Below are 16,913 nucleotides of genomic sequence, written 5' to 3' on the forward strand. Positions count from 1 at the left end.
GCCCGAACCGGTCGCCGTGGCAGGTCGGGCACGGGGCATACGTCCCGGGCAGGAAGAGCAGCTCGACCGCCACCGCCCCCTCGCCCCCGCACGTCGGGCACTGGCCGACCTTCGTGTTGAAGCTGAACCGGGAGGCGGTGAAGCCGCGCTCCTTCGCCTCCGGTGTCGCCGCGAACGTCTTGCGCACCGCGTCCCACAGCCCGGTGTAGGTCGCCAGCGTCGACCTCGGCGACCGGCCGATCGGCTTCTGCGTGATCCGCACGACCCGCCGCGGCGCACCGCGACCCTGGGCGCGGACGGACCCGCCCGACCCCGATTCCTCGTCCCCACCCACATCGTCGTCAGTCGACTCCCCGTCGGCCTCGGCGTCCTCGAGGTCCTCCACCCGCGCGAGCTGCGCGCCGACCACGTCGTGGATCGCGTCGAGCAGGCTCGTCTTCCCTGACCCGGACACCCCCGTCACCACGGTCACGACCCCCAACGGCAGGTCGAGGTCGACGCCCCGCACGGTATGCCGCCGCAACCCGCGCAGCTCCAACGTCCCCGACGGCTCCCACCCACCAGCCGCCGCGCCCTCGCCCAGCACCTCACCGGCGTGCACCGGCTCGTCCAGGTACGCCGCCGTCGCGACTCCTCCACCCCGGCCAACCCCTCGACCGGCCCGGACCACAGCACCTCTCCGCCGTCGCGCCCGGCGCCCGGCCCGACGTCGACCACCCAGTCGCACTGCCGCACCACGGCCATGTCGTGCTCCACCACCACGACCGTGTTGCCCGCCGCGACCAGCGCGCGCAGCAGCCGCATGAGCTGGTCGACGTCGCGCGGGTGCAGCCCGGCCGACGGCTCGTCGAGCACGTAGACCACGCCGAAGAGCCCCGACCGCAGCGCCGTCGCCAGCCGCAGCCGCTGCAGCTCGCCCGAGGACACCCCGGCCGCCGGCCGGTCCAGCGACAGGTGCCCCAGCCCCAGGTCGAGCAGCAGCTCCAACCGCCCCAGCAGGTCCTCCACCAGCACCGACTCCGCCTGCGCCAGCGCGTCGTCAGACCGAGGTGACGCCGGACCCGACTCGGCGGCAGGCATACCCGACCCGCCCCCGAGCTCCCCGCGCCGCTCCCGCAGCACCGTCACCAGCGCGTCCACCGGCAGCGCCGCCGCCTCGTCGATCGCCAGCCCCTGCCACGTCACCGCCAGCGCGTCCGGCCGCAGCCGCCGCCCACCGCACTCCGGGCACGGCCGCGTCTCGACGAAGCGCAGCATCCGCCGCCGCGACGTCGCGCTCTTCGTCTCCGCGAGGGTGCGCCGGACATAGCGCGCCGCCGAGGAGAACGTGCCCTGGTAGGGCCGGTTGATCCGCTCCGCGTCGCGCACCGGCACCACCGTGACCACCGGCTGCTCGTCGGTGAAGAGGATCCACTCCCGCGTTGCCGCGGGCAGCTCGCGCCACGGCGCGTCGATGTCGTGCCCGAGCGTGGCGACGATGTCGCGGTAGTTCTTGCCCAGCCACGCCCCCGGCCACGCCGCGATCGCGCCCTCCGCGATCGAGAGCGAGTCGTCCGGCACCATCGAGGCCTCGGTCGGCTCGTGCTCCACCCCCAGCCCGCCGCAGCGCGGGCACGCACCCTGTGCCGTGTTCGCCGAGAAGTGGTCGGAGTCGAGCCGCTCCGCGCCCTCGGGGTATGCCCCGCACCGGCTCAGCAGCATGCGCAGCGTCGCCCCGGTCGTGGTCACCGTGCCCACGCTCGACCGCGCACCGCCCGCCCCACGGCCCTGCTCCAGCGCGACCGTCGGCGGCAGCCCGCCCACGTCGCGAACCTGCGGGTCGAGCGCACCGTGCAGCAGGCGACGGGCATACGGCGCGACCGAGTCGAGGTAGCGCCGCTGCGACTCCCCGTGGATCGTGCCGAAGGCCAGGCTCGACTTGCCCGACCCGCTCACCCCGGTCACCGCGACGAGCGCGCCGCGGGGGAGGCTGACGTCGACGTCGCGCAGGTTGTGCAGCCGCGCTCCCCAGACCTCGATCCGACCGTCCATGCCGGTCAGGGTATGCCGGGGGCTCGCCAGCCCGACCGCGCCGGTCAGGCCGGCCCCTGCTCGCCGAAGGTCTCGCGCAGCGTCCGCTGCAGCCGCGGCCCGGCGTCGACCGTCACCGCGTCGGAGGTCGTCTCGATGCCCGCGTCGGCGAAGGCCCCGAGCACGGCCTGGATCACCGCGTCGGTGGCCTCCTTGGTCTCGAGCTGCCGGGCGCCGGACCAGAAGCGCAGCTCGAGCACCACCGCCTTGGTGCCGACGGCGGTGAAGAAGGCCTCCGGGGAGGGCTCGTCGAGCACCTGCGGCAGCGCGCGCATCGTGCCGACCGCCAGGTCCTGCGCGCTGGCGAGGTCGTCGTCGTCCGCGAGCTCGATGGTGATCGAGCTGCGCACGTGCTCGTAGCCGGTCTGCACCGTGACCAGGTTGCTGTGGAGCACCCCGTTGGGAACCAGCACGAGCCGCCCGTCGAAGGTCCGCACCGAGGTCGAGCTCAGCCTCATCTCGACGACCGTGCCCGCCTGCTCCAGCAGCGCGATCTGGTCGCCGACCTGGATCCGGTCGCGCGCCAGGATGACGATGCCGGCGAAGAGGTTGCCCAGCACCGTCTGGAAGGCGATGCCCGCCGCGATCGAGACGATCCCGACACCGCCGAGGATGTTGACCGGCCGCACGCTGGGGAAGAGCACGGTCAGCGCGATCCCGATCCCGAGCGCCACGACGACCCAGCCGAGCAGCCGCCCGAAGACCTGCGCCGACTCCTCGCTGCGGCCCCGCCAGCGCAGCGCCCGGCCAAAGGCCATCCGCACCACCTGGCCCAGCAGCACCGACCCGACGAGCACCGCCGCCGCGACGGCGACGCCTTTCCAGGTGATCTCCGGCAGGCTCACGCGCGCTGCTCCGTCGGCGCGGCCTCGTCGTCGGCGCGCGCCCGCTCGACGATCTGCTCGGCGACGCGCTCCCAGTGGTCGAGCGCCTCGGCATACTCCGGCAGCGCGACCGGCCGCAGCCGCTCGATGATGAAGAGGACCTGCCGCGGCACCTGCAGTGAGTTCTCCGCGTAGTGCAGGACCTCCTCGAGCGCGAGGTCGATGAGCTCCTCCACCCGCTGCGGGGTGTGAACGAGCCGGACGATTCCGTCGTGGCGAACCGCCCGGGGCAGGTCGCGCCGCGTGACCACCCGCCGCAGGATCCGGTGGATCTCGTCCATGACCTGGCTCGCGGTCGTCGGGTCGTTGATGCCCGGGCTCAGCGCCCGCTCGGCGATGTCGACGAGCTTGCGCATGCCGACCGCCGGGTCCTGGTTGAAGGCGCGGTCCTGCTCCACGGCGACCGCCCGGCGCAGCGTCGCGAGGTCGAGCTCGGACTCGAGCTCCTCCTGGTCGTCGCGGTGCTCGGCGACGGTGACCGGGGCGCCGGGCACGTCGAGGCCCCAGACGCGCAGCGCCGGCGCGCCCTCGGTGACGTAGCGCCCGACCGGGGTGAGCACCTGCACGACGGCGTCGCGCTCGGTCGCCCAGCTCACGAGCGAACGGTGGTCGATCTCGACGACGTAGCCGTGCTCCTGCGACTCCACGGTCAGCGGCGCCTGCTGCTCCGGCTCGTCCCACCGCGCGTCGCGGCGCTGCGCGGTCGGGTCGTCCGAGCGAGGGAAGTAGCGGTCGGCGATCGCCATCGTCGACTCCCCGAGGTGGGACACGATCGAGGAGACCTGGATCGAGGTGGTGATGTGGTGGATGAACGCGAGGAACATCGCCACGCTCGCCAGCACCAGCAGGAAGCCGAGCGTGATCGAGATCTGCGGCACGAAGGCGGTGATGTCGCCCGTGTCGCCGCGCACCGACCGGAGCACGGTGAGGGCATACGTGAAGGTCGCGGCGAAGATGCCCAGCGTGGCCTGCGTGATCCGGCTGGAGAGGAAGTCGCTGAGCACGCGCGGGCTGAACTGGCTGCTCGCGAGCTGCACCACGACCATCGTGATCGAGAAGACGAGGCCGGTCACCGAGATCATCGCCCCGGCGATGTTGCCGAGCATGTCGCGCGCGCCGCCCGGGCCGCCCTGGAAGACGAACGGCAGGTGCTCGTCGAAGGTCTTCTCCCACTCCGGCAGCAGCGCGCCGGTCACCGTGGCGAGCACGACGATGACCGTCGGCAGCATCCAGAACGGCCGCCAGAACCGGTCCCACCGGGTGATGCTGCGGGTCCTCGGCAGGACGCCGACGTCGTCGAGCTCCTCGGTGTCCTCGTGCCGGGAGTCGCGCTGGTTCGCCTCGCTCATGGTCGCCACAGCCTGTCAGGGGGTATGCCCGGCCGCACCTCGACCGGCACCCTCGCCGCTGGTCGTGGGCCGGGTGCCGCCGGGGAGGCCGCTGCGGTCGCGCGTGAGGCGGGCGAGCAGCCCGAGCTGGGCGCGGCGCTCGCGGGCGAAGGTGACCCGTGGGGAGGTGTGCCAGGAGGTGGTGAAGAGCCGCTTGGCGCGGGCCAGGGCGGTGGGGTCGTGGGCGAGCATGGGCTCGAGCAGGGTGCGGGCCTCGGCGACCGGGTCGGTGCCGGTGCGGGTGACCAGACCCAGCTCGTGGGCCTCGCTGCCGGGGACGAGCCGGCCGCTGAGGGTGAGCTCTTTGGCGACGTCGACGCCGACGAGCTCGGCGAGCGAGCGGATGCCGGTCATGTCGGGCACCAGCCCCCAGCGCACCTCGCGGACCGACCAGGACGCGTCAGGAGTCGAGGTGCGCAGGTCGGCGCCGAGCGCGAGCTGGATGCCTGCGCCGAGGCAGTGCCCGTGGACCGCGGCGACGACCGGCACGGGCAGCCGGCGCCAGGCCCAGCACGCCTCCTGGAAGACGTTGGTGCCGCGCCACGGCCGGGGGACGAAGCGGGTGCCGATGCCGACCGGGTCCGTCAGCGCGGCCCGCAGGTCGAGGCCGGCGCAGAAGGCCGGGCCTCGCCGGAGAGGACGACCGCGCGGACGGCGTGGTCCCTGCCCAGGCTGCGGGCGGTGCGGACGAGGTCGTCGAGCATGCCCAGGGTGAGGGCGTTGAGCTTGTCCGGGCGGGCCAGCCGGACGTGCGCGACGCCGTCGGCCCCACGATCGACGGTGACGTGCTCGCTGCGCTGGTGGGTCGGCATACCCCGCAGCATCCCAGACCCCGCCCCCACCGACCGGACGGAAGGTCTGGCCGGTGGGTGGGGGCGGGTGAGGGCGGAGCGGCTCAGGACTTCAGGGCGGCGTCCAGGGTGATGTCGACGCCGGTGAGGGCCTTGCTGACCGGGCACTGCTCCTTGGCCTTCTCGGCGGCCTGCACGAAGGCGGCCTCGTCGAGCCCGTCCACCTCGCCGCGGACGGTGAGCGTGATGCCGGTGAGCTTGAAGCCACCGGCCGGGTCCTCGCCGAGGGAGACGTCAGCGGAGACGTCGAGCGCCTGCGGGGTGCCGCCGGCCTCGGCGACGAAAGCCGAGAGCTGCATGGCGTAGCAGGAGGAGTGGGCCGCGGCGATGAGCTCCTCGGGGGAGGTGGCGCCGCCGGCGTCCTCGGCCGAGCGCTTCGGGAAGGACACGTCGTAGCTGCCGGCCTTCGAGCTGGCCAGCTCGACCGTGCCGTTGCCGTCCTGCAGGGAGCCGGTCCAGGCGGTGCGTGCGGTGCGAGTGGGCACGATGGGTCCTTTCGTCGGGTTGCGCTGTCGTGGGCGTCAACCGGGAGGTATGCCGAGGCATTCCGAGCGCCGAGGCGCGGGCAGCCCTCGGGGGCCGGGACAGACCTGACACGATGGGGCGCATGCTGAGCGTCAACATGGTGACCATCGACTGCGTCGACCTGGAGCCGATGGTGGAGTTCTGGACCCAGGCGCTGCAGACCGAGGTGGCCGTCGACTGGGGCGACTTCGTCATCCTGCGCGGCGAGCCGGCGGTGGGGCTGCAGCGGGTCGAGGAGGTCATGCCCGGCAAGAACCGGCTGCACCTCGACCTCTCCGGCGGCGACCGCGCCCCCGAGGTCGCCCGGCTCGTGGAGCTCGGCGGCGACGTCGTGCGGACCCACGACGTGGACGACTTCGGCTGGACGGTGATGGTCGACCCGGCGGGCAACGAGTTCTGCGTCAGCGACCCGCACGGGACGGGCGACGACGGTGCGGGCTCGCAGGAGCAGGGGGAGACGGCGCAGGACGACACCGAGGCGCGGGACCGGCACGCCGACGAGGTGGCCGACCAGACCCCGGAGGAGCGGGCCGCCGGTGACGCCGCCGCGGCGCAGGCCGCGAGGGACGACGCCGCGGCGGACGAGCGATGACCGAGGCCGTCCCGGAGACCGACGCCGGGGGCGACCCCGCCCCGCTCGTCCTGCTGCACGGCGTCGGCCAGGCGCCGATGGCCTGGGAGGACGTCGTCGTCGCGCTCTACGGCAGCCGGCGGCTGCTCACCCCGTGGGTCCCCGGGCTGCGCCCGACCGAGCAGCGGGTGATGCCGCCCGACGACGCGGCCGCGGCGCTGGACCAGCAGCTCATGCTCGAGGGGATGCAGGGGGTCGACCTGTGCGGGCTGTCCTACGGCGCGATGGTCGCGACCCGGCTCGCGGCGGACTTCCCCGAGCGGGTGCGGCGGCTCGTGCTCATCGCCGGGCAGGTCCGCCCGCCGCGGATGCTCATGCGGGCGCAGGGCGCCGCGCTCAGGCTCGTGCCCGCGTCCCGCCTGGCCGACGCCGGGGTCTCCAAGGAACGGCTGCTGCAGGCGCTGGAGGTGGCCCGCTCTGCCGACCTGACCGACGCGCTCCCCAAGGTGCAGGCACCCACGCTGGTGCTCGTCGGTGCCAAGGACAAGGCCAACCAGCCGGGCGCGCGGGCGCTGGCCGACGGCATACCTGGGGCGCGGCTGCGGATCGTCGAGGGCGCCGGCCACGCCCTCAACGAGGACGCCCCCGCTGCCCTGGTGGACCTGCTGCGCGACTTCCTGGACGCCTGAGGGTCCTCAGATCCCGAGGAAGTCGCGGATGGCGGGAAGCTCGCGGCGGGCCTGCGCGAGCCCGGCGTGGTAGCTCGCGCGCAGCTTGGTGACGTCGCGCTCGCCGTTGCCGACGGGCATACGCTCCGGCACGAAGAGGTATGCCGCCCCGCTCGCCTCGAGCTCCCACAGCTCCTCCCGCACCGCGTTGTAGCGCTCCGCCCGCAGCGCCATCGCCTCCGGCACCGCGGGGTAGCGGCGGAAGTGCCGCCGGAGGTAGCCCAGCCCGCGCTGCGGCGTCTTGCGGTAGCCGCGCTCCTGCGTCAGCACGACGAGGAACTTCTCGAAGCCGTCGGCCCGCGCCGCGTCCAGCGGGATGCCTCCGGACGGGCCGAGCGCGCCGTCGACGTAGACCCTCCCGTCGATCGTCACCGGCGGCATGACCACCGGCATCGTCGAGGACGCCCGCACCCGCACCATGAGGTCGCGCATCGTCGCGAGGTCGTCGCGGCCCCAGTAGACCTGCTCCCCGCTGACCGCGTCGAAAGCGCCGATCCGCCGCTGCGCCGGGTGCGCGGCGAAGGTCGCGAAGTCGAAGGGCAGCGCCTGGTGCGGGAGGGCGGTCTGCTCGTAGATGTACTCCGCGTCGAACCACCCACGACCCCGCGCGAAGCTGCGCCAGTCGCCGAAGCGCGGGTCGGCCGCGAAGTCGGTGAAGCTGTGCCGGGCACGCCAGGCGTCACGCGACAGCGTGTTGCAGGTGTTGCTCGCCCCCGCCGAGATCCCACCCACCCAGCCCAGGTCGATCCCAGCCTCGAGCAGGGTCACGACCACCCCCGAGGTGTATGACGCCCGCATCCCTCCGCCCTCGAAGACCAGGGCGGTGTCGCCCACCAGACGCCGCTGCTGCTCGGTCACGCAGGTCAGCCTAGGGGCTCGGGCGCCGGGGCTCGGACCACGGCCTGGGCCACCGGCAACGGTGACCTGCACGCCAAGAACCTGTCCGTCCTGCAGCGTGACGGCGAGTGGCGGGTCGCCCCGGTCTACGACGTGCCCAGCACGGTGCCCTACGGCGACCCGACCGCGGCGCTGCCCCTGGCCGGGCGCCGGGAGAACCTCACCCGCAGGGCCTTCCTCGAGCTCGCCGACGCGTCGGGCTGTCGACCCGCGCCGCGACCAGCGCTCTCGACCAGGTGCTCAGGGTCACGGCGCAGGTGGTCGAGGACGTGGAGGGCGCAGCGATCGGTCTGGACCCGCGCCGCCGCAGCGACCGCGTGCGCACCCTGCGGCGACGCCGTCGCGACCTCGGCGCCTGATCAGCAGCAGCAGGTGCCGCCGGTGCAGCCGCACCCGCCGCCGGGGGGCGCGCAGCACCCCTTGCCCTGCCAGGCCAGCACGCCCTCGCGCAGCGCGATGCCGGCGATGACCAGCCCGGCCAGCGGGTCGGCCCAGGACCAGCCGAGCGTCGCGTTGAGCAGGAGGCCGACGAGCAGCACCGCGGACAGGTAGGTGCACAGCAGCGTCTGCGTGCCGTCCGCGACCACAGCGTTGGAGCCCAGGGCCCGGCCGGTCCGTCGCTGCGCCCAGGACAGGACCGGCATGACGACGAGGGAGGCGACGGCGAGCCCGATCCCCACCATGGAGGTCTCCGCCTCGCGCCCCGAGACCAGCGCCCGCACCGACTCCACCGAGACGAGGGTGGCCAGGGCGAAGAAGGCGATCGCCATCATCCGCAGCGCCTGCTTCTCCCGCTGCTCGGGCAGGCGGTGGCTGAACTGCCAGAGCACGATGAGCCCGCTGCTCACCTCGACCACGGAGTCCAGGCCGAAGCCGACGAGCGCCACGGACCCGGCGACCAGACCCGCCGCGATCGCGACGACCGCCTCGAGCACGTTGTAGACCACCGAGGCCAGCGCGAGCAGCCTCGCCCGCCGCTGCAGGGTCCGGCGGCGGCCCGCCGCGCCGGGCGTCACTAGCTCGACCGACGTCATCGCCGCACCCCCGGTCCGCTCGCGGGGCACAGCACGACGGCGTCGCCGGTGGCGGCGAGCAGCTCCTCGGTGGCGGCGAGGAGCGAGGTGACCAGGGCCGGATCGGCCACGCTGAGCATCGTCGACCGGCCCACGCTCCGGGCGGACACCAGCCCGCAGCCGCGCAGGCAGGCGAGGTGCCCGGACACCGTGGACTGGGCCAGGTCGAGGTGCTCGGTCAGCTCCCGCACGTTGTGCTCGCGGAGCAGCAGGTGCCGCAGGATCGCCACCCGCGAGGGGTCGCTCAGCCCGTGGAAGAGCGCCGCGGCACGGACCGCGGCCTCACGCCCCGCCGCCCGCGTCGCCGCGTCACGCTCCGCGCCACGCACAGCCGCCTCGCGCTCTGCCGCGCGGTCCGAGGCCAGCGCCGCGCTCATCGCACCGACCCCGCGTGCTCTCCGGATCCCAGCCGGTCGACCCCCAGGCCCGGCACGAAGCGACCCACCGAGGCGAGGTAGTCGGCATACCCCTGACCGTGCGTGCGCCGCAGGTAGGGCTCCTCGACGACCCGCACCTGGAGCTGGACCGCGACGACGAAGAGGACCAGACCCAGCAGCGAGGTGAGGGTGGGGACCATGAGGAACAACCCGCCGACGGTGAGCACCATCATCGTGAAGATCGGATTGCGGGCGAGCCCGAACGGCCCGGAGGTCACGAGTGCGGTGCGCTCGGAGTCGTCGACGCCGACCCGCCAACTCGCCCCCATCGCCAGCTGCGTCCACACGGTCCCGGCGATCCCCGCCAGCGTCAGCGCGGTGCCGAGCGCGGCGACCCACGGCCGCTCCAGCGTGACGATCGGCGTCCAGCCCGCGATCGCGTCGACCGGGCCGAGGGCGACGAGCAGCGTGGCGAGCCCGAAGCTCATCCCGGCCCACCACTCCACCGACAACGCCCGGCCGCTGAACCCCCGCAGTCCGTGGTCGCCGGTGCGCCGCCACTGCACCCAGCTGCGCCAGCCGAAGCCGATCCCGGCATACAGCACGAACAACCCCAGCGCGAGCCACCCCATGGCCGCATCCTTTCATCGGAGATGACCGATGATAGCGGCTCTCAGCGATCAGTGGAAGCCGCGTTCATCAGCCGCGGGCTGCCAGCTCCGCCCGGGAGGACAGCACGCAGCACTGGTTGCCCTCGGGGTCGGCGAGCGTCACCCACCTCGATGAACAGCAGGGTATGCCCGGTCTCCGGGTCGTGGACGTCGGTTCCGGGAGGGGCCGCGGGACAGGGTCCCTGGCCGGTAGCGTCGGCGCCATGAAGGACTACTTCGCCGGGGACAACCGCACCAACCGCGAGCGCATGCTCGCCGGGGACCTCTACATCGCCGACGATCCGGAGAGCGCGCAGATCGCGCAGCGGGCGCTGCGGCTGCAGGCGGAGTATGCCCGGCGCACGGCCGAGGAGCCGGACACCGCCCGCGAGGTGCTCGAGGAGCTGCTCGGCGAGCTGGGCGAGGACGCCTACCTCAAGCCGCCGGTCTACTGCGACTACGGCGTCCACACCCGGGTGGGGCCACGGACCTTCGCCAACTACGGGCTGGTGCTGCTCGACGTCGCGCCCATCACCATCGGTGCCGACTGCCAGATCGGACCCAACGTGCAGCTGCTCACCCCGACGCACCCGGTCGAGCCCGAGCCGCGCCGCGACAAGCTCGAGGCCGCCGAGCCGATCACCCTCGGCGACAACGTCTGGCTGGGTGGCGGGGTCATCGTCTGCCCGGGCGTCACGATCGGCGACAACACCGTCGTCGGCGCCGGGGCCGTCGTCACCAAGGACCTCCCCGCCGACGTGGTCGCCCTCGGCAACCCCGCCCGGGTCGTCAAGCAGCTGTGACCTGCTCGGCGACCCGCCGCGCCCACTGACCCACGCCGATGAGGGTCGCCGAGGCCGGGCCGCACCAGTCGCCGTAGCCGAGGAGGAACAGCCCAGGCACCCCCGGCACGGCGGGCGTGCCGTCGGTCAGGACCTGCCCGTCGCGGCGCGGCAGTTCTAGCCCGGAGAGCCAGGACAGCTCGGGCCGGAAGCCGGTGCACCACACGACCGCGTCCAGGGGCCGCTCGACCCCGTCCGCACCGACGGCCCCGTCCCGGGTGAGGCGCCGCACCATCGGCGTCGCCACGAGGCCGCCTGCGTCGCGCGCCGCCCGCACCGGCGGCACCGCCACGATGTCGCCCAGCCCACCGACCCCCTCGCCCTCGCCGCGCAGCCGGGCGCTCGCGACGCGGAAGAGCTCGCGCCCATCGACGTGGTCGGGCAGGTAGCGCGGCTCGCCCAGCGTCGCCCACGTCACCTCGGCGACCGGGAGGAGGTCGGCGGCGATCTGCGCGCCTGAGTTGGCCCCGCCGACGACGAGCACCCGTCGACCCGCGAAGGCGCGGGGACCGGCATACCGTGCGCTGTGCACCTGTCGACCACCGAACTCGGCGAGCCCCGGGACCGACGGGACGAACGGCCGCGACCACGTGCCCGTCGCGCCGATCACCGCGCGCGCCCGCCAGGTGCCGGAATCGGTGGCCACCTCGAAGGCGCCGCCACGGCGCCGCACGTCGAGCACGCGGACGGGTCGGCGCACGGGCACGTCGTAGCGCTCCTCGTAGCGGGTGAGGTAGTCCACGACGTGGCTCGCGTCGGGGTTGTCGGCGCCCTCGACCGCGGGCATGCGCCACCCGGGGAGGGAGGAGTAGGCGGCGGGGGAGAAGAGCCGCAGCGAGGGCCAGGTATGCCGCCACGCGCCGCCCGGCTCGTCCGCCGCGTCGAGCAGCACGTGCTGCACCCCGCGGCGCCGGAGGTAGAAGGACGCGGCGAGCGCCGCCTGTCCACCGCCGACGACGAGCGCGTCGGTGTCGGCGGAGGTCACCAGGTCAGGCTAGGGGACGAGCTCGGGCTCGCGGTCGTGCTGCCGCTGACCGGCGCCGACCGGGGTGCGGGGGCGGACCGGACGCGGTGCCGGGGCCGGTCGGGTGACCGAGACCGGCCGCGGGCGCACCGCCGCCTCCCGGCTGCGCAGGACGCGCTCCCACAGGACGCGGGTGCGGCGACGCAGCAGCCACTGGTCGGCGTCGATGACGGCGCGGAGCACGATGCGCCGGTGAGCATGCCGCCGATGAGGTCGGAGGGCCAGTGGTAGCCGAGGTAGTAGGCGACGGCGACCGCGTTGACCGTGATGAGCGCCAGCACCCAGCCGAGCCGCCGCCTGACGCGGGAGTCCGGGTGGGAGTAGATGACGATGAGGTAGGCCGCGGCGCCGTAGATGAGGATCGCCTCGGCGGCGTGGCCGGAGGGGTAGGTCATGCCGTACCAGCCGTGCTCGGCGGCACCCCCGTTGAAGAAGCGGCCGGAGACGTCGTCGGCCTTGGGGGAGGTGCGCGCGAGGACGATCTTGAGGCCGCCGACCACGCCGTAGAACCCGGCCTCGACCGCGCCGGCGATGAGGATCGGGCGCCAGGTGCGGTGCTTCCAGGCCAGCGTGAAGGCGACCGCCAGCAGGATCGGCAGGCAGACCGCCTGTCCTGCGACGGCGTTGGGGACCTGGTCGAGGAAGTCGGTCCAGCGCGGCGTGAGCTCGTCGGACCAGAAGCCGTGCAGGGAGCGGTCGAACTCGCGCAGCGGGCCGGCGACCAGAGCCGTCACCAGCACCAGCATGCCGATGAGCACCGGCAGACTGGTCAGACGACGAAAGGTCAGCATTCTTTACCCCACGGTAGTTGGATTCCCTGTGATTTCCCTGATGCGCTCCCCTGGGCATCCTGGCGTTCCTACGATAGCGAACTTCGCAGGTCAGTGCTTGTCGAGAGGGATTGTGGCGGTGGTCACAGAATTCCGACGACGCGGGGTCGTGGCACGAGGTGAGGTAGTCACCCGGCGGAATTCCTGCAGCACGTCGCCGCCGGTCAGCTGATCGAGGCGGGCTCGGACGCGCACGCCTTCATGCACGGGGCGAGCCAGGAGCGCTGCGCGTCGTGGCCGAGCTGAACGGGGCATACCACCCGCCGGAGCAGGTCCGGGCGCTGCTCGGCGAGCTCACCGGGCGGGAGGTGCCCTCCTCGGTGACCGTCTTCCCACCGTTCTACGGCGAGTTCGGCAAGAACCTCGTCCTCGGCGAGGGCGTCTTCGTCAACATGGGCTGCCGCTTCCAAGACACCGGCGGCATCACGATCGGCGACTGAGCAACGGGCATACCCCTGGGTGTGCCGACGCCGCGCCAGTCGGGACCGGCTCCAGCGTTCACGTGAACGCTGGAGCCGTCGTGGGCCGGAGTGTCGCCGGGACAGGCGCCTCGGCCGGCTCACACTAGCGTGACGGTCACGTGCCGACGAGCGCTCGCCGCGAGCCCACGGTCACGGGTCCACAGCGGGCACCCGAGCGCGGCGGCGACGGCGACGTACGCGGCGTCGTAGCTGGCCAGGTTGTCGCAGAGCGTCCAGACGTGGGCACGAAGGGCGGCTGTGCTGGGGTGTCGGCGCAGGGCGAGGTCGTCGAAGTCGGCGAGAGCGTCCTGCGCGCGGTGGACGCTCAGGTGCCCGCCGAGGGTCAGGCCGCGAAGCGCGCTGACGACCTCGTGGTCGACGAGGTCGGGTGCGTGGAGCACCTCCGAGGCGAGCTGGGACCGGAGAGGAGCCAGCTCGCGCTGGGTGAGGGCGTCGACGACCACCGAGGCGTCGACGACGATCATCGGGAGTCGCGGTCGGCGCGGATGATGTCGACGGCCGACACGGCGCTCGACTCCGACCGCGCGTCCACCCTGGCCAGGACCTCTGCGAGGTCAGGGGTGGCGACCTCGCGCTGGAGGAGGTCGCGCAGGTATGCCGTCAGGCTCTGGCCGCGCCGGGCCGCGCGGGCGGCCAGCTCGTCGCGCGTCGTGGGATCGACACCGCGGATCTGCAGCAGGGTGGATGCCATGCATACAGATTACATCCACACGGGTGCACGACCGGGACGAGCCCCGGCTACCGTGAGGCGCGTGGGCACCCCGGGCGACGAGACCTATGACGTCGTCGTGGTGGGTGCCGGGTCGGCGGGCGCCGTCGTGGCGCACCGTCTGACCGAGGACGGTTCGCGGCGGGTGCTGCTGCTGGAAGCCGGTGGGCGCGACATCTCGCCGAACGTCCGCATCCCCGCGGCCTTCTCGCGGCTCTTCGAGTCCACGGCCGACTGGAACTACCGCACCACGCCGCAGCCGGGGCTCGCTGGCCGCTCGATCTACTGGCCGCGCGGCAAGGTGCTGGGCGGCTCGTCCTCGCTCAACGCGATGATGTGGGTGCCGGGCTTCGCCGCTGACTACGACCGGTGGGCCGAGCTCGCCGGGCCGACATGGGGACCGGACGAGGTCGCGCCGCTGCTCCAGGGCACGCTCGTCTCGGTCGAGGAGCAGCGCGACCCGAGTCCGCTCACCCGTCGCTTCCTGCAGGCCGCCGGCGAGGCCGGGTTCGCGGTCGAGGAGGCCAACGCCGCAGCGCCCGACGGCTTCACCCAGACCCGCGTGACGCAGCGGCGCGGCGCGCGCTCGAGCACCGCACAGGCATACCTGCGACCCGCGGCCGGGCGCCCGAACCTCCAGGTGCGCACCCGCGCGCACGTGACGCGGGTGCTCTTCGAGGGGCGGGTCGCGACCGGCGTGGAGTATGCCGTCGGCGGGGTCACGCGGAAGGTCTCGGCACGGCAGGCGGTCGTGCTCTGCGGCGGCGCGGTCAACACGCCGCAGCTGCTCATGCTCTCGGGGATCGCGCCGGCGCCGAGCTGCAGCAGCACGGCATCCCGGTGCTCGTCGACGCCCCCGAGGTCGGCAAGAACCTGCGCGACCACCTGGTCAGCGGGCTCATCGCGCGCACCTCGGCGGACACGCTCGCGTCCGCGACGTCGACGGCCAACCTGGCCCGATATCTGCTGCGGCGCCGCGGGATGCTGACCTCCAACATCGCCGAGGCCTACGGTTTCGTGCGCTCCCGGCCGGAGCTGGACGAGCCGGACCTGGAGCTGATCTGGGCGCCGGTGGCGTATGCCGACGAGGGGCTCCACGGCATACCGGAGCACGGCCTGACGCTCGGCCCGATCCTGCTTCAGCCGCGCAGCCGCGGCACGATCAGCCTCGCCTCGGCGGACCCGCTCGAGCACCCGCGCATCGACCCGCGCTACCTCAGCGACCCCGAGGGGGCCGACCGCGCGACCATGCTCGCCGGGCTGGCGATCGCCGAGCGGATCCTTGCCTCACCTGCGCTGCGCGACGTGACCGGTGGGTCCTACGTCCGCCCGGTGGGTGGCGAGCGGCTCAGCGCCGAGGAGCGGGCCGTCGTGGCGTTGGAGCAGCACGCGCACACGCTCTATCACCCCACGTCGACCGCACGGATGGGCACCGATGCCGCGTCAGTGGTCGACCCCGAGCTGCGGGTGCGCGGTGTCGAGCGGCTGCTCGTCGCCGACGCCTCGGTGATGCCGGAGATCATCCGCGGGCACACGCACGCGCCCAGCGTCGTGATCGGCGAGCGGGCGGCGCAGCTGCTGAGGGGGTAGACCGAGCCGACCTACGATGGGGCGATGGTCGTGTGGACCTCGCCGCCGCCCGCCGTGCTGCCGCCGCCGCTGCGTCGGCACGTGCGGGAGATGGTCGGCTATCGGGCCGAGGGGATGCGCCCCGGTGTCCATCGCGGCCTGCCCTCCGACACCCTCACCATGGTGCTGGCGATCGGCGCCCCGCTGCGCACCGCCACCTCGTGGGAGGCGCTCGACGCCGGCTCGGTCGACGAGCAGGCGGTCGTGCTGAGCGGGCTCCACGTGCGCAGCGCCCTCGTGCTGCAAGCGGAGACGTGGGAGGGGATCCAGCTCGCCGTGTCGCCGCTGGGGGCGCGTGCCCTCTTCGGCGCTCCGGCGGCGGGGCTGCCGGTGGATCACTGGGACGCCGCCGACCTGCTGGGGGATGCCCTGCGGCGGCTCTCGGAGCGGCTGGCCGCGACGGAGGACTGGCAGACCCGCTACGGGCTGGTGACCGACTTCCTGCTCGGGCGGCTCGCGGTCGGCGACGGCGCAGGCTGCGCCCGGAGGTGGCCGAGGCATGGCGGATGGTGCGTGCCCGGCGGGGGGCCGTCCGGGTCGACGACGTGGCCCGGCACGTGGGCCTGGGGCGTCGCCGGCTCAGCACGCTCTTCGCCGCCGAGCTCGGGGTGACGGTGCGGACGGCGGCGCGACTGGTGCGCTTCGACGCGGCGCGGCGGGCCCTGGCGACCCGGGCGTGCGCGTCCGTGCCCGGTCGCTCGCTCGATCTCGCGGGGCTCGCCGTCGACCACGGCTACTACGACCACGCCCACCTGGTCCGCGACTTCGGCGAGTTCGCGGGTCTGAGCCCAACGGCCTGGCTCGCCGAGGAGTTCCCGAACGTCCAAGCCGGCGAGGCGCTCCGCGCGCCAGCATCGGTGCCATGACCGACGCCGCGCCCGATCCCAGCACGCACCCGCCGACCGTCTGGCCCGCCTTCCAGGCGCGCGATCCGCGCGCCGTCATCGACTTCCTCGTCGCCCTCGGGTTCGAGGAGACCGTCGCCTACACAGACGACGACGGCGTCCTGCAGCACGCGCAGCTCGACTGGCCCGAGGGCGGAGGTGTGATGCTCGGTCAGCACCGCCCCGACGCTCCCTTCTCCCAGACCCTAGGCACCACGGCGGCGTATGTCGTGACCGCGGACGTCGATGCCGTCTTGGCGCGGGCGCGCGGAGCGGGTGTCGACGTGCCGGACGCTCCGGTGGAGCAGTCCTACGGCAGCCGCGAGGTGCTGGTGCGCGATCCCGAGGGCAACCAGTGGAGCTTCGGGACCTACGCCGGCGAGCCCCGCCGTCGCTGACCCCCTTGTTCCGGACCCACCCGGAGTACCGACCGGCGTGCACAACGCAGCGGCAACGCGTGAACCCGCAGGTCAGGATCGGCACGTGTGCCCTTGTGCAC

General features: G+C 73.7%; 24 protein-coding genes and 1 pseudogene. 11 read left to right on the top strand and 14 right to left on the bottom strand.

Annotated elements, in window-relative coordinates; all coding sequences use genetic code 11:
* Positions 1-468 precede the first annotated feature (468 nt).
* The 6 genes from BJF80_RS21750 to BJF80_RS05175 all read right to left on the bottom strand — a co-directional run bounded on the left by BJF80_RS21750 (position 469) and on the right by BJF80_RS05175 (position 5,678).
* Positions 469-2,031 carry an AAA family ATPase gene (locus BJF80_RS21750; protein ID WP_269087368.1) on the bottom strand — a complete coding sequence of 521 codons (1,563 nt, stop codon included), beginning with the start codon at positions 2,029-2,031 and terminating at the stop codon, positions 469-471.
* 44 nt (positions 2,032-2,075) lie between these two features.
* Positions 2,076-2,915 carry a mechanosensitive ion channel family protein gene (locus tag BJF80_RS05155; RefSeq protein WP_075811931.1) on the bottom strand — a complete coding sequence of 280 codons (840 nt, stop codon included), beginning with the start codon at positions 2,913-2,915 and terminating at the stop codon, positions 2,076-2,078.
* Positions 2,912-4,303 (bottom strand): DUF2254 domain-containing protein, encoded by a 1,392-nt coding sequence (locus BJF80_RS05160; protein WP_143553983.1) that lies wholly within the window; start codon positions 4,301-4,303, stop codon positions 2,912-2,914. The genes BJF80_RS05155 and BJF80_RS05160 overlap by 4 nt, the downstream gene beginning before the upstream one ends.
* Before the next feature lie 15 nt (positions 4,304-4,318).
* Complete coding sequence (locus BJF80_RS17555; protein ID WP_321166346.1) at positions 4,319-4,942, bottom strand: enoyl-CoA hydratase-related protein; 624 nt, start codon at positions 4,940-4,942, stop codon at positions 4,319-4,321.
* A complete protein-coding gene (locus BJF80_RS20680) occupies positions 4,927-5,154 on the bottom strand; it encodes an enoyl-CoA hydratase-related protein (protein ID WP_075811937.1) in 228 nt (75 codons plus the stop codon). Before BJF80_RS20680 ends, BJF80_RS17555 begins: the two co-directional genes overlap by 16 nt.
* 83 nt (positions 5,155-5,237) lie before the next feature.
* Positions 5,238-5,678: an OsmC family peroxiredoxin gene (locus tag BJF80_RS05175; RefSeq protein WP_075811939.1), complete on the bottom strand. Its 441-nt coding sequence runs from the start codon at positions 5,676-5,678 to the stop codon at positions 5,238-5,240.
* A gap of 122 nt (positions 5,679-5,800) precedes the next feature.
* Here BJF80_RS05175 and BJF80_RS18245 point away from each other — a divergent pair, with 122 nt between their 5' ends.
* Both BJF80_RS18245 and BJF80_RS05185 read left to right on the top strand, forming a co-directional pair.
* On the top strand, positions 5,801-6,310 hold the full coding sequence (locus tag BJF80_RS18245; protein ID WP_075811941.1) for a VOC family protein: 510 nt from the start codon (positions 5,801-5,803) through the stop codon (positions 6,308-6,310).
* Entirely contained in the window at positions 6,307-6,978 is a 672-nt protein-coding gene (locus BJF80_RS05185) for an alpha/beta fold hydrolase (RefSeq protein ID WP_075811943.1), read from the top strand. The genes BJF80_RS18245 and BJF80_RS05185 overlap by 4 nt, the downstream gene beginning before the upstream one ends.
* Before the next feature lie 6 nt (positions 6,979-6,984).
* Here the strand turns inward: BJF80_RS05185 and BJF80_RS05190 are convergent, their stop codons facing one another.
* The gene (locus BJF80_RS05190) at positions 6,985-7,875 is read right to left on the bottom strand and encodes a patatin-like phospholipase family protein (RefSeq protein WP_075811945.1); all 891 of its coding nucleotides are present in this window, start codon (positions 7,873-7,875) and stop codon (positions 6,985-6,987) included.
* Between BJF80_RS05190 and BJF80_RS20685 the strand changes: the two are divergent.
* Both BJF80_RS20685 and BJF80_RS20690 read left to right on the top strand, forming a co-directional pair.
* Positions 7,864-8,115: pseudogene (locus tag BJF80_RS20685) on the top strand (HipA domain-containing protein); the annotation flags it as partial. The gene BJF80_RS05190 and the pseudogene BJF80_RS20685 sit on opposite strands and share 12 nt — an antisense overlap.
* 35 nt (positions 8,116-8,150) lie before the next feature.
* Positions 8,151-8,273 carry a hypothetical protein gene (locus BJF80_RS20690; RefSeq protein ID WP_269087369.1) on the top strand — a complete coding sequence of 41 codons (123 nt, stop codon included), beginning with the start codon at positions 8,151-8,153 and terminating at the stop codon, positions 8,271-8,273.
* On the opposite strand, the gene BJF80_RS05200 is transcribed toward BJF80_RS20690, so the two are convergent.
* From BJF80_RS05200 to BJF80_RS05210, 3 genes are read right to left on the bottom strand one after another with little or no spacing between them, the layout of a single operon-like run.
* Complete coding sequence (locus BJF80_RS05200; RefSeq protein WP_075812177.1) at positions 8,274-8,948, bottom strand: cation diffusion facilitator family transporter; 675 nt, start codon at positions 8,946-8,948, stop codon at positions 8,274-8,276. It abuts the gene before it with no gap.
* Entirely contained in the window at positions 8,945-9,364 is a 420-nt protein-coding gene (locus BJF80_RS05205) for an ArsR/SmtB family transcription factor (protein ID WP_083673462.1), read from the bottom strand. Before BJF80_RS05205 ends, BJF80_RS05200 begins: the two co-directional genes overlap by 4 nt.
* A complete protein-coding gene (locus BJF80_RS05210) occupies positions 9,361-9,996 on the bottom strand; it encodes a methyltransferase family protein (protein ID WP_075811949.1) in 636 nt (211 codons plus the stop codon). The genes BJF80_RS05205 and BJF80_RS05210 overlap by 4 nt, the downstream gene beginning before the upstream one ends.
* Before the next feature lie 242 nt (positions 9,997-10,238).
* Between BJF80_RS05210 and BJF80_RS05215 the strand changes: the two genes are divergently transcribed.
* Positions 10,239-10,817 carry a sugar O-acetyltransferase gene (locus tag BJF80_RS05215; RefSeq protein ID WP_075811951.1) on the top strand — a complete coding sequence of 193 codons (579 nt, stop codon included), beginning with the start codon at positions 10,239-10,241 and terminating at the stop codon, positions 10,815-10,817.
* On the opposite strand, the gene BJF80_RS05220 is transcribed toward BJF80_RS05215, so the two are convergent.
* Positions 10,804-11,841 carry an ArsO family NAD(P)H-dependent flavin-containing monooxygenase gene (locus BJF80_RS05220; protein WP_083673463.1) on the bottom strand — a complete coding sequence of 346 codons (1,038 nt, stop codon included), beginning with the start codon at positions 11,839-11,841 and terminating at the stop codon, positions 10,804-10,806. The two genes, BJF80_RS05215 and BJF80_RS05220, sit on opposite strands and share 14 nt — an antisense overlap.
* Positions 11,838-12,671, bottom strand: a complete 834-nt coding sequence (locus BJF80_RS05225; protein ID WP_075811955.1) for a phosphatase PAP2 family protein — start codon at positions 12,669-12,671, stop codon at positions 11,838-11,840. The genes BJF80_RS05220 and BJF80_RS05225 overlap by 4 nt, the downstream gene beginning before the upstream one ends.
* 272 nt (positions 12,672-12,943) lie before the next feature.
* Between BJF80_RS05225 and BJF80_RS05230 the strand changes: the two genes are divergently transcribed.
* Complete coding sequence (locus tag BJF80_RS05230; RefSeq protein ID WP_075811957.1) at positions 12,944-13,150, top strand: LbetaH domain-containing protein; 207 nt, start codon at positions 12,944-12,946, stop codon at positions 13,148-13,150.
* 119 nt (positions 13,151-13,269) lie between these two features.
* Here the strand turns inward: BJF80_RS05230 and BJF80_RS05235 are convergent, their stop codons facing one another.
* Together BJF80_RS05235 and BJF80_RS05240 are read right to left on the bottom strand one after the other, a co-directional pair.
* Entirely contained in the window at positions 13,270-13,656 is a 387-nt protein-coding gene (locus tag BJF80_RS05235) for a type II toxin-antitoxin system VapC family toxin (protein ID WP_075811959.1), read from the bottom strand.
* Positions 13,653-13,883 (bottom strand): FitA-like ribbon-helix-helix domain-containing protein, encoded by a 231-nt coding sequence (locus tag BJF80_RS05240; protein ID WP_075811961.1) that lies wholly within the window; start codon positions 13,881-13,883, stop codon positions 13,653-13,655. The genes BJF80_RS05235 and BJF80_RS05240 overlap by 4 nt, the downstream gene beginning before the upstream one ends.
* Positions 13,884-13,944: 61 nt before the next feature.
* Here BJF80_RS05240 and BJF80_RS19790 point away from each other — a divergent pair, with 61 nt between their 5' ends.
* From BJF80_RS19790 to BJF80_RS05255, 5 genes are read left to right on the top strand one after another with little or no spacing between them, the layout of a single operon-like run.
* Positions 13,945-14,889 carry a GMC family oxidoreductase gene (locus BJF80_RS19790; RefSeq protein WP_237767427.1) on the top strand — a complete coding sequence of 315 codons (945 nt, stop codon included), beginning with the start codon at positions 13,945-13,947 and terminating at the stop codon, positions 14,887-14,889.
* Entirely contained in the window at positions 14,883-15,491 is a 609-nt protein-coding gene (locus BJF80_RS19795) for a GMC family oxidoreductase (protein ID WP_237767428.1), read from the top strand. Before BJF80_RS19790 ends, BJF80_RS19795 begins: the two co-directional genes overlap by 7 nt.
* Positions 15,492-15,515: 24 nt before the next feature.
* Positions 15,516-16,142, top strand: a complete 627-nt coding sequence (locus BJF80_RS05250) for a hypothetical protein (RefSeq protein WP_083673464.1) — start codon at positions 15,516-15,518, stop codon at positions 16,140-16,142.
* Positions 16,076-16,396: a helix-turn-helix domain-containing protein gene (locus tag BJF80_RS17570; RefSeq protein ID WP_158068476.1), complete on the top strand. Its 321-nt coding sequence runs from the start codon at positions 16,076-16,078 to the stop codon at positions 16,394-16,396. Before BJF80_RS05250 ends, BJF80_RS17570 begins: the two co-directional genes overlap by 67 nt.
* Positions 16,393-16,812, top strand: a complete 420-nt coding sequence (locus tag BJF80_RS05255; protein ID WP_075811963.1) for a VOC family protein — start codon at positions 16,393-16,395, stop codon at positions 16,810-16,812. Before BJF80_RS17570 ends, BJF80_RS05255 begins: the two co-directional genes overlap by 4 nt.
* The last annotated feature ends 101 nt before the right edge of the window (positions 16,813-16,913 follow it).

The organism is Serinicoccus sp. CUA-874 (assembly GCF_001942225.1).
In the GTDB taxonomy this organism is placed as follows: Bacteria; Actinomycetota; Actinomycetes; order Actinomycetales; family Dermatophilaceae; genus Ornithinicoccus; species Ornithinicoccus marinus.

What these genes read in the sequence shown, in the direction of transcription:
- BJF80_RS05235 (WP_075811959.1), bottom strand. Translation starts at nt 13,656, where the DNA reads ATGATCGTCGTCGACGCCTCGGTGGTCGTCGACGCCCTCACCCAGCGC.
- BJF80_RS20680 (WP_075811937.1), bottom strand. Translation starts at nt 5,154, where the DNA reads ATGCCGACCCACCAGCGCAGCGAGCACGTCACCGTCGATCGTGGGGCC.
- BJF80_RS05160 (WP_143553983.1), bottom strand. Translation starts at nt 4,303, where the DNA reads ATGAGCGAGGCGAACCAGCGCGACTCCCGGCACGAGGACACCGAGGAG.
- BJF80_RS05255 (WP_075811963.1), top strand. Translation starts at nt 16,393, where the DNA reads ATGACCGACGCCGCGCCCGATCCCAGCACGCACCCGCCGACCGTCTGG.
- BJF80_RS05240 (WP_075811961.1), bottom strand. Translation starts at nt 13,883, where the DNA reads ATGGCATCCACCCTGCTGCAGATCCGCGGTGTCGATCCCACGACGCGC.
- BJF80_RS21750 (WP_269087368.1), bottom strand. Translation starts at nt 2,031, where the DNA reads ATGGACGGTCGGATCGAGGTCTGGGGAGCGCGGCTGCACAACCTGCGC.
- BJF80_RS19795 (WP_237767428.1), top strand. Translation starts at nt 14,883, where the DNA reads ATGCTGACCTCCAACATCGCCGAGGCCTACGGTTTCGTGCGCTCCCGG.
- BJF80_RS05185 (WP_075811943.1), top strand. Translation starts at nt 6,307, where the DNA reads ATGACCGAGGCCGTCCCGGAGACCGACGCCGGGGGCGACCCCGCCCCG.
- BJF80_RS05225 (WP_075811955.1), bottom strand. Translation starts at nt 12,671, where the DNA reads ATGCTGACCTTTCGTCGTCTGACCAGTCTGCCGGTGCTCATCGGCATG.
- BJF80_RS05205 (WP_083673462.1), bottom strand. Translation starts at nt 9,364, where the DNA reads ATGAGCGCGGCGCTGGCCTCGGACCGCGCGGCAGAGCGCGAGGCGGCT.
- BJF80_RS18245 (WP_075811941.1), top strand. Translation starts at nt 5,801, where the DNA reads ATGCTGAGCGTCAACATGGTGACCATCGACTGCGTCGACCTGGAGCCG.
- BJF80_RS05215 (WP_075811951.1), top strand. Translation starts at nt 10,239, where the DNA reads ATGAAGGACTACTTCGCCGGGGACAACCGCACCAACCGCGAGCGCATG.
- BJF80_RS05210 (WP_075811949.1), bottom strand. Translation starts at nt 9,996, where the DNA reads ATGGGGTGGCTCGCGCTGGGGTTGTTCGTGCTGTATGCCGGGATCGGC.
- BJF80_RS05200 (WP_075812177.1), bottom strand. Translation starts at nt 8,948, where the DNA reads ATGACGTCGGTCGAGCTAGTGACGCCCGGCGCGGCGGGCCGCCGCCGG.
- BJF80_RS05250 (WP_083673464.1), top strand. Translation starts at nt 15,516, where the DNA reads ATGGTCGTGTGGACCTCGCCGCCGCCCGCCGTGCTGCCGCCGCCGCTG.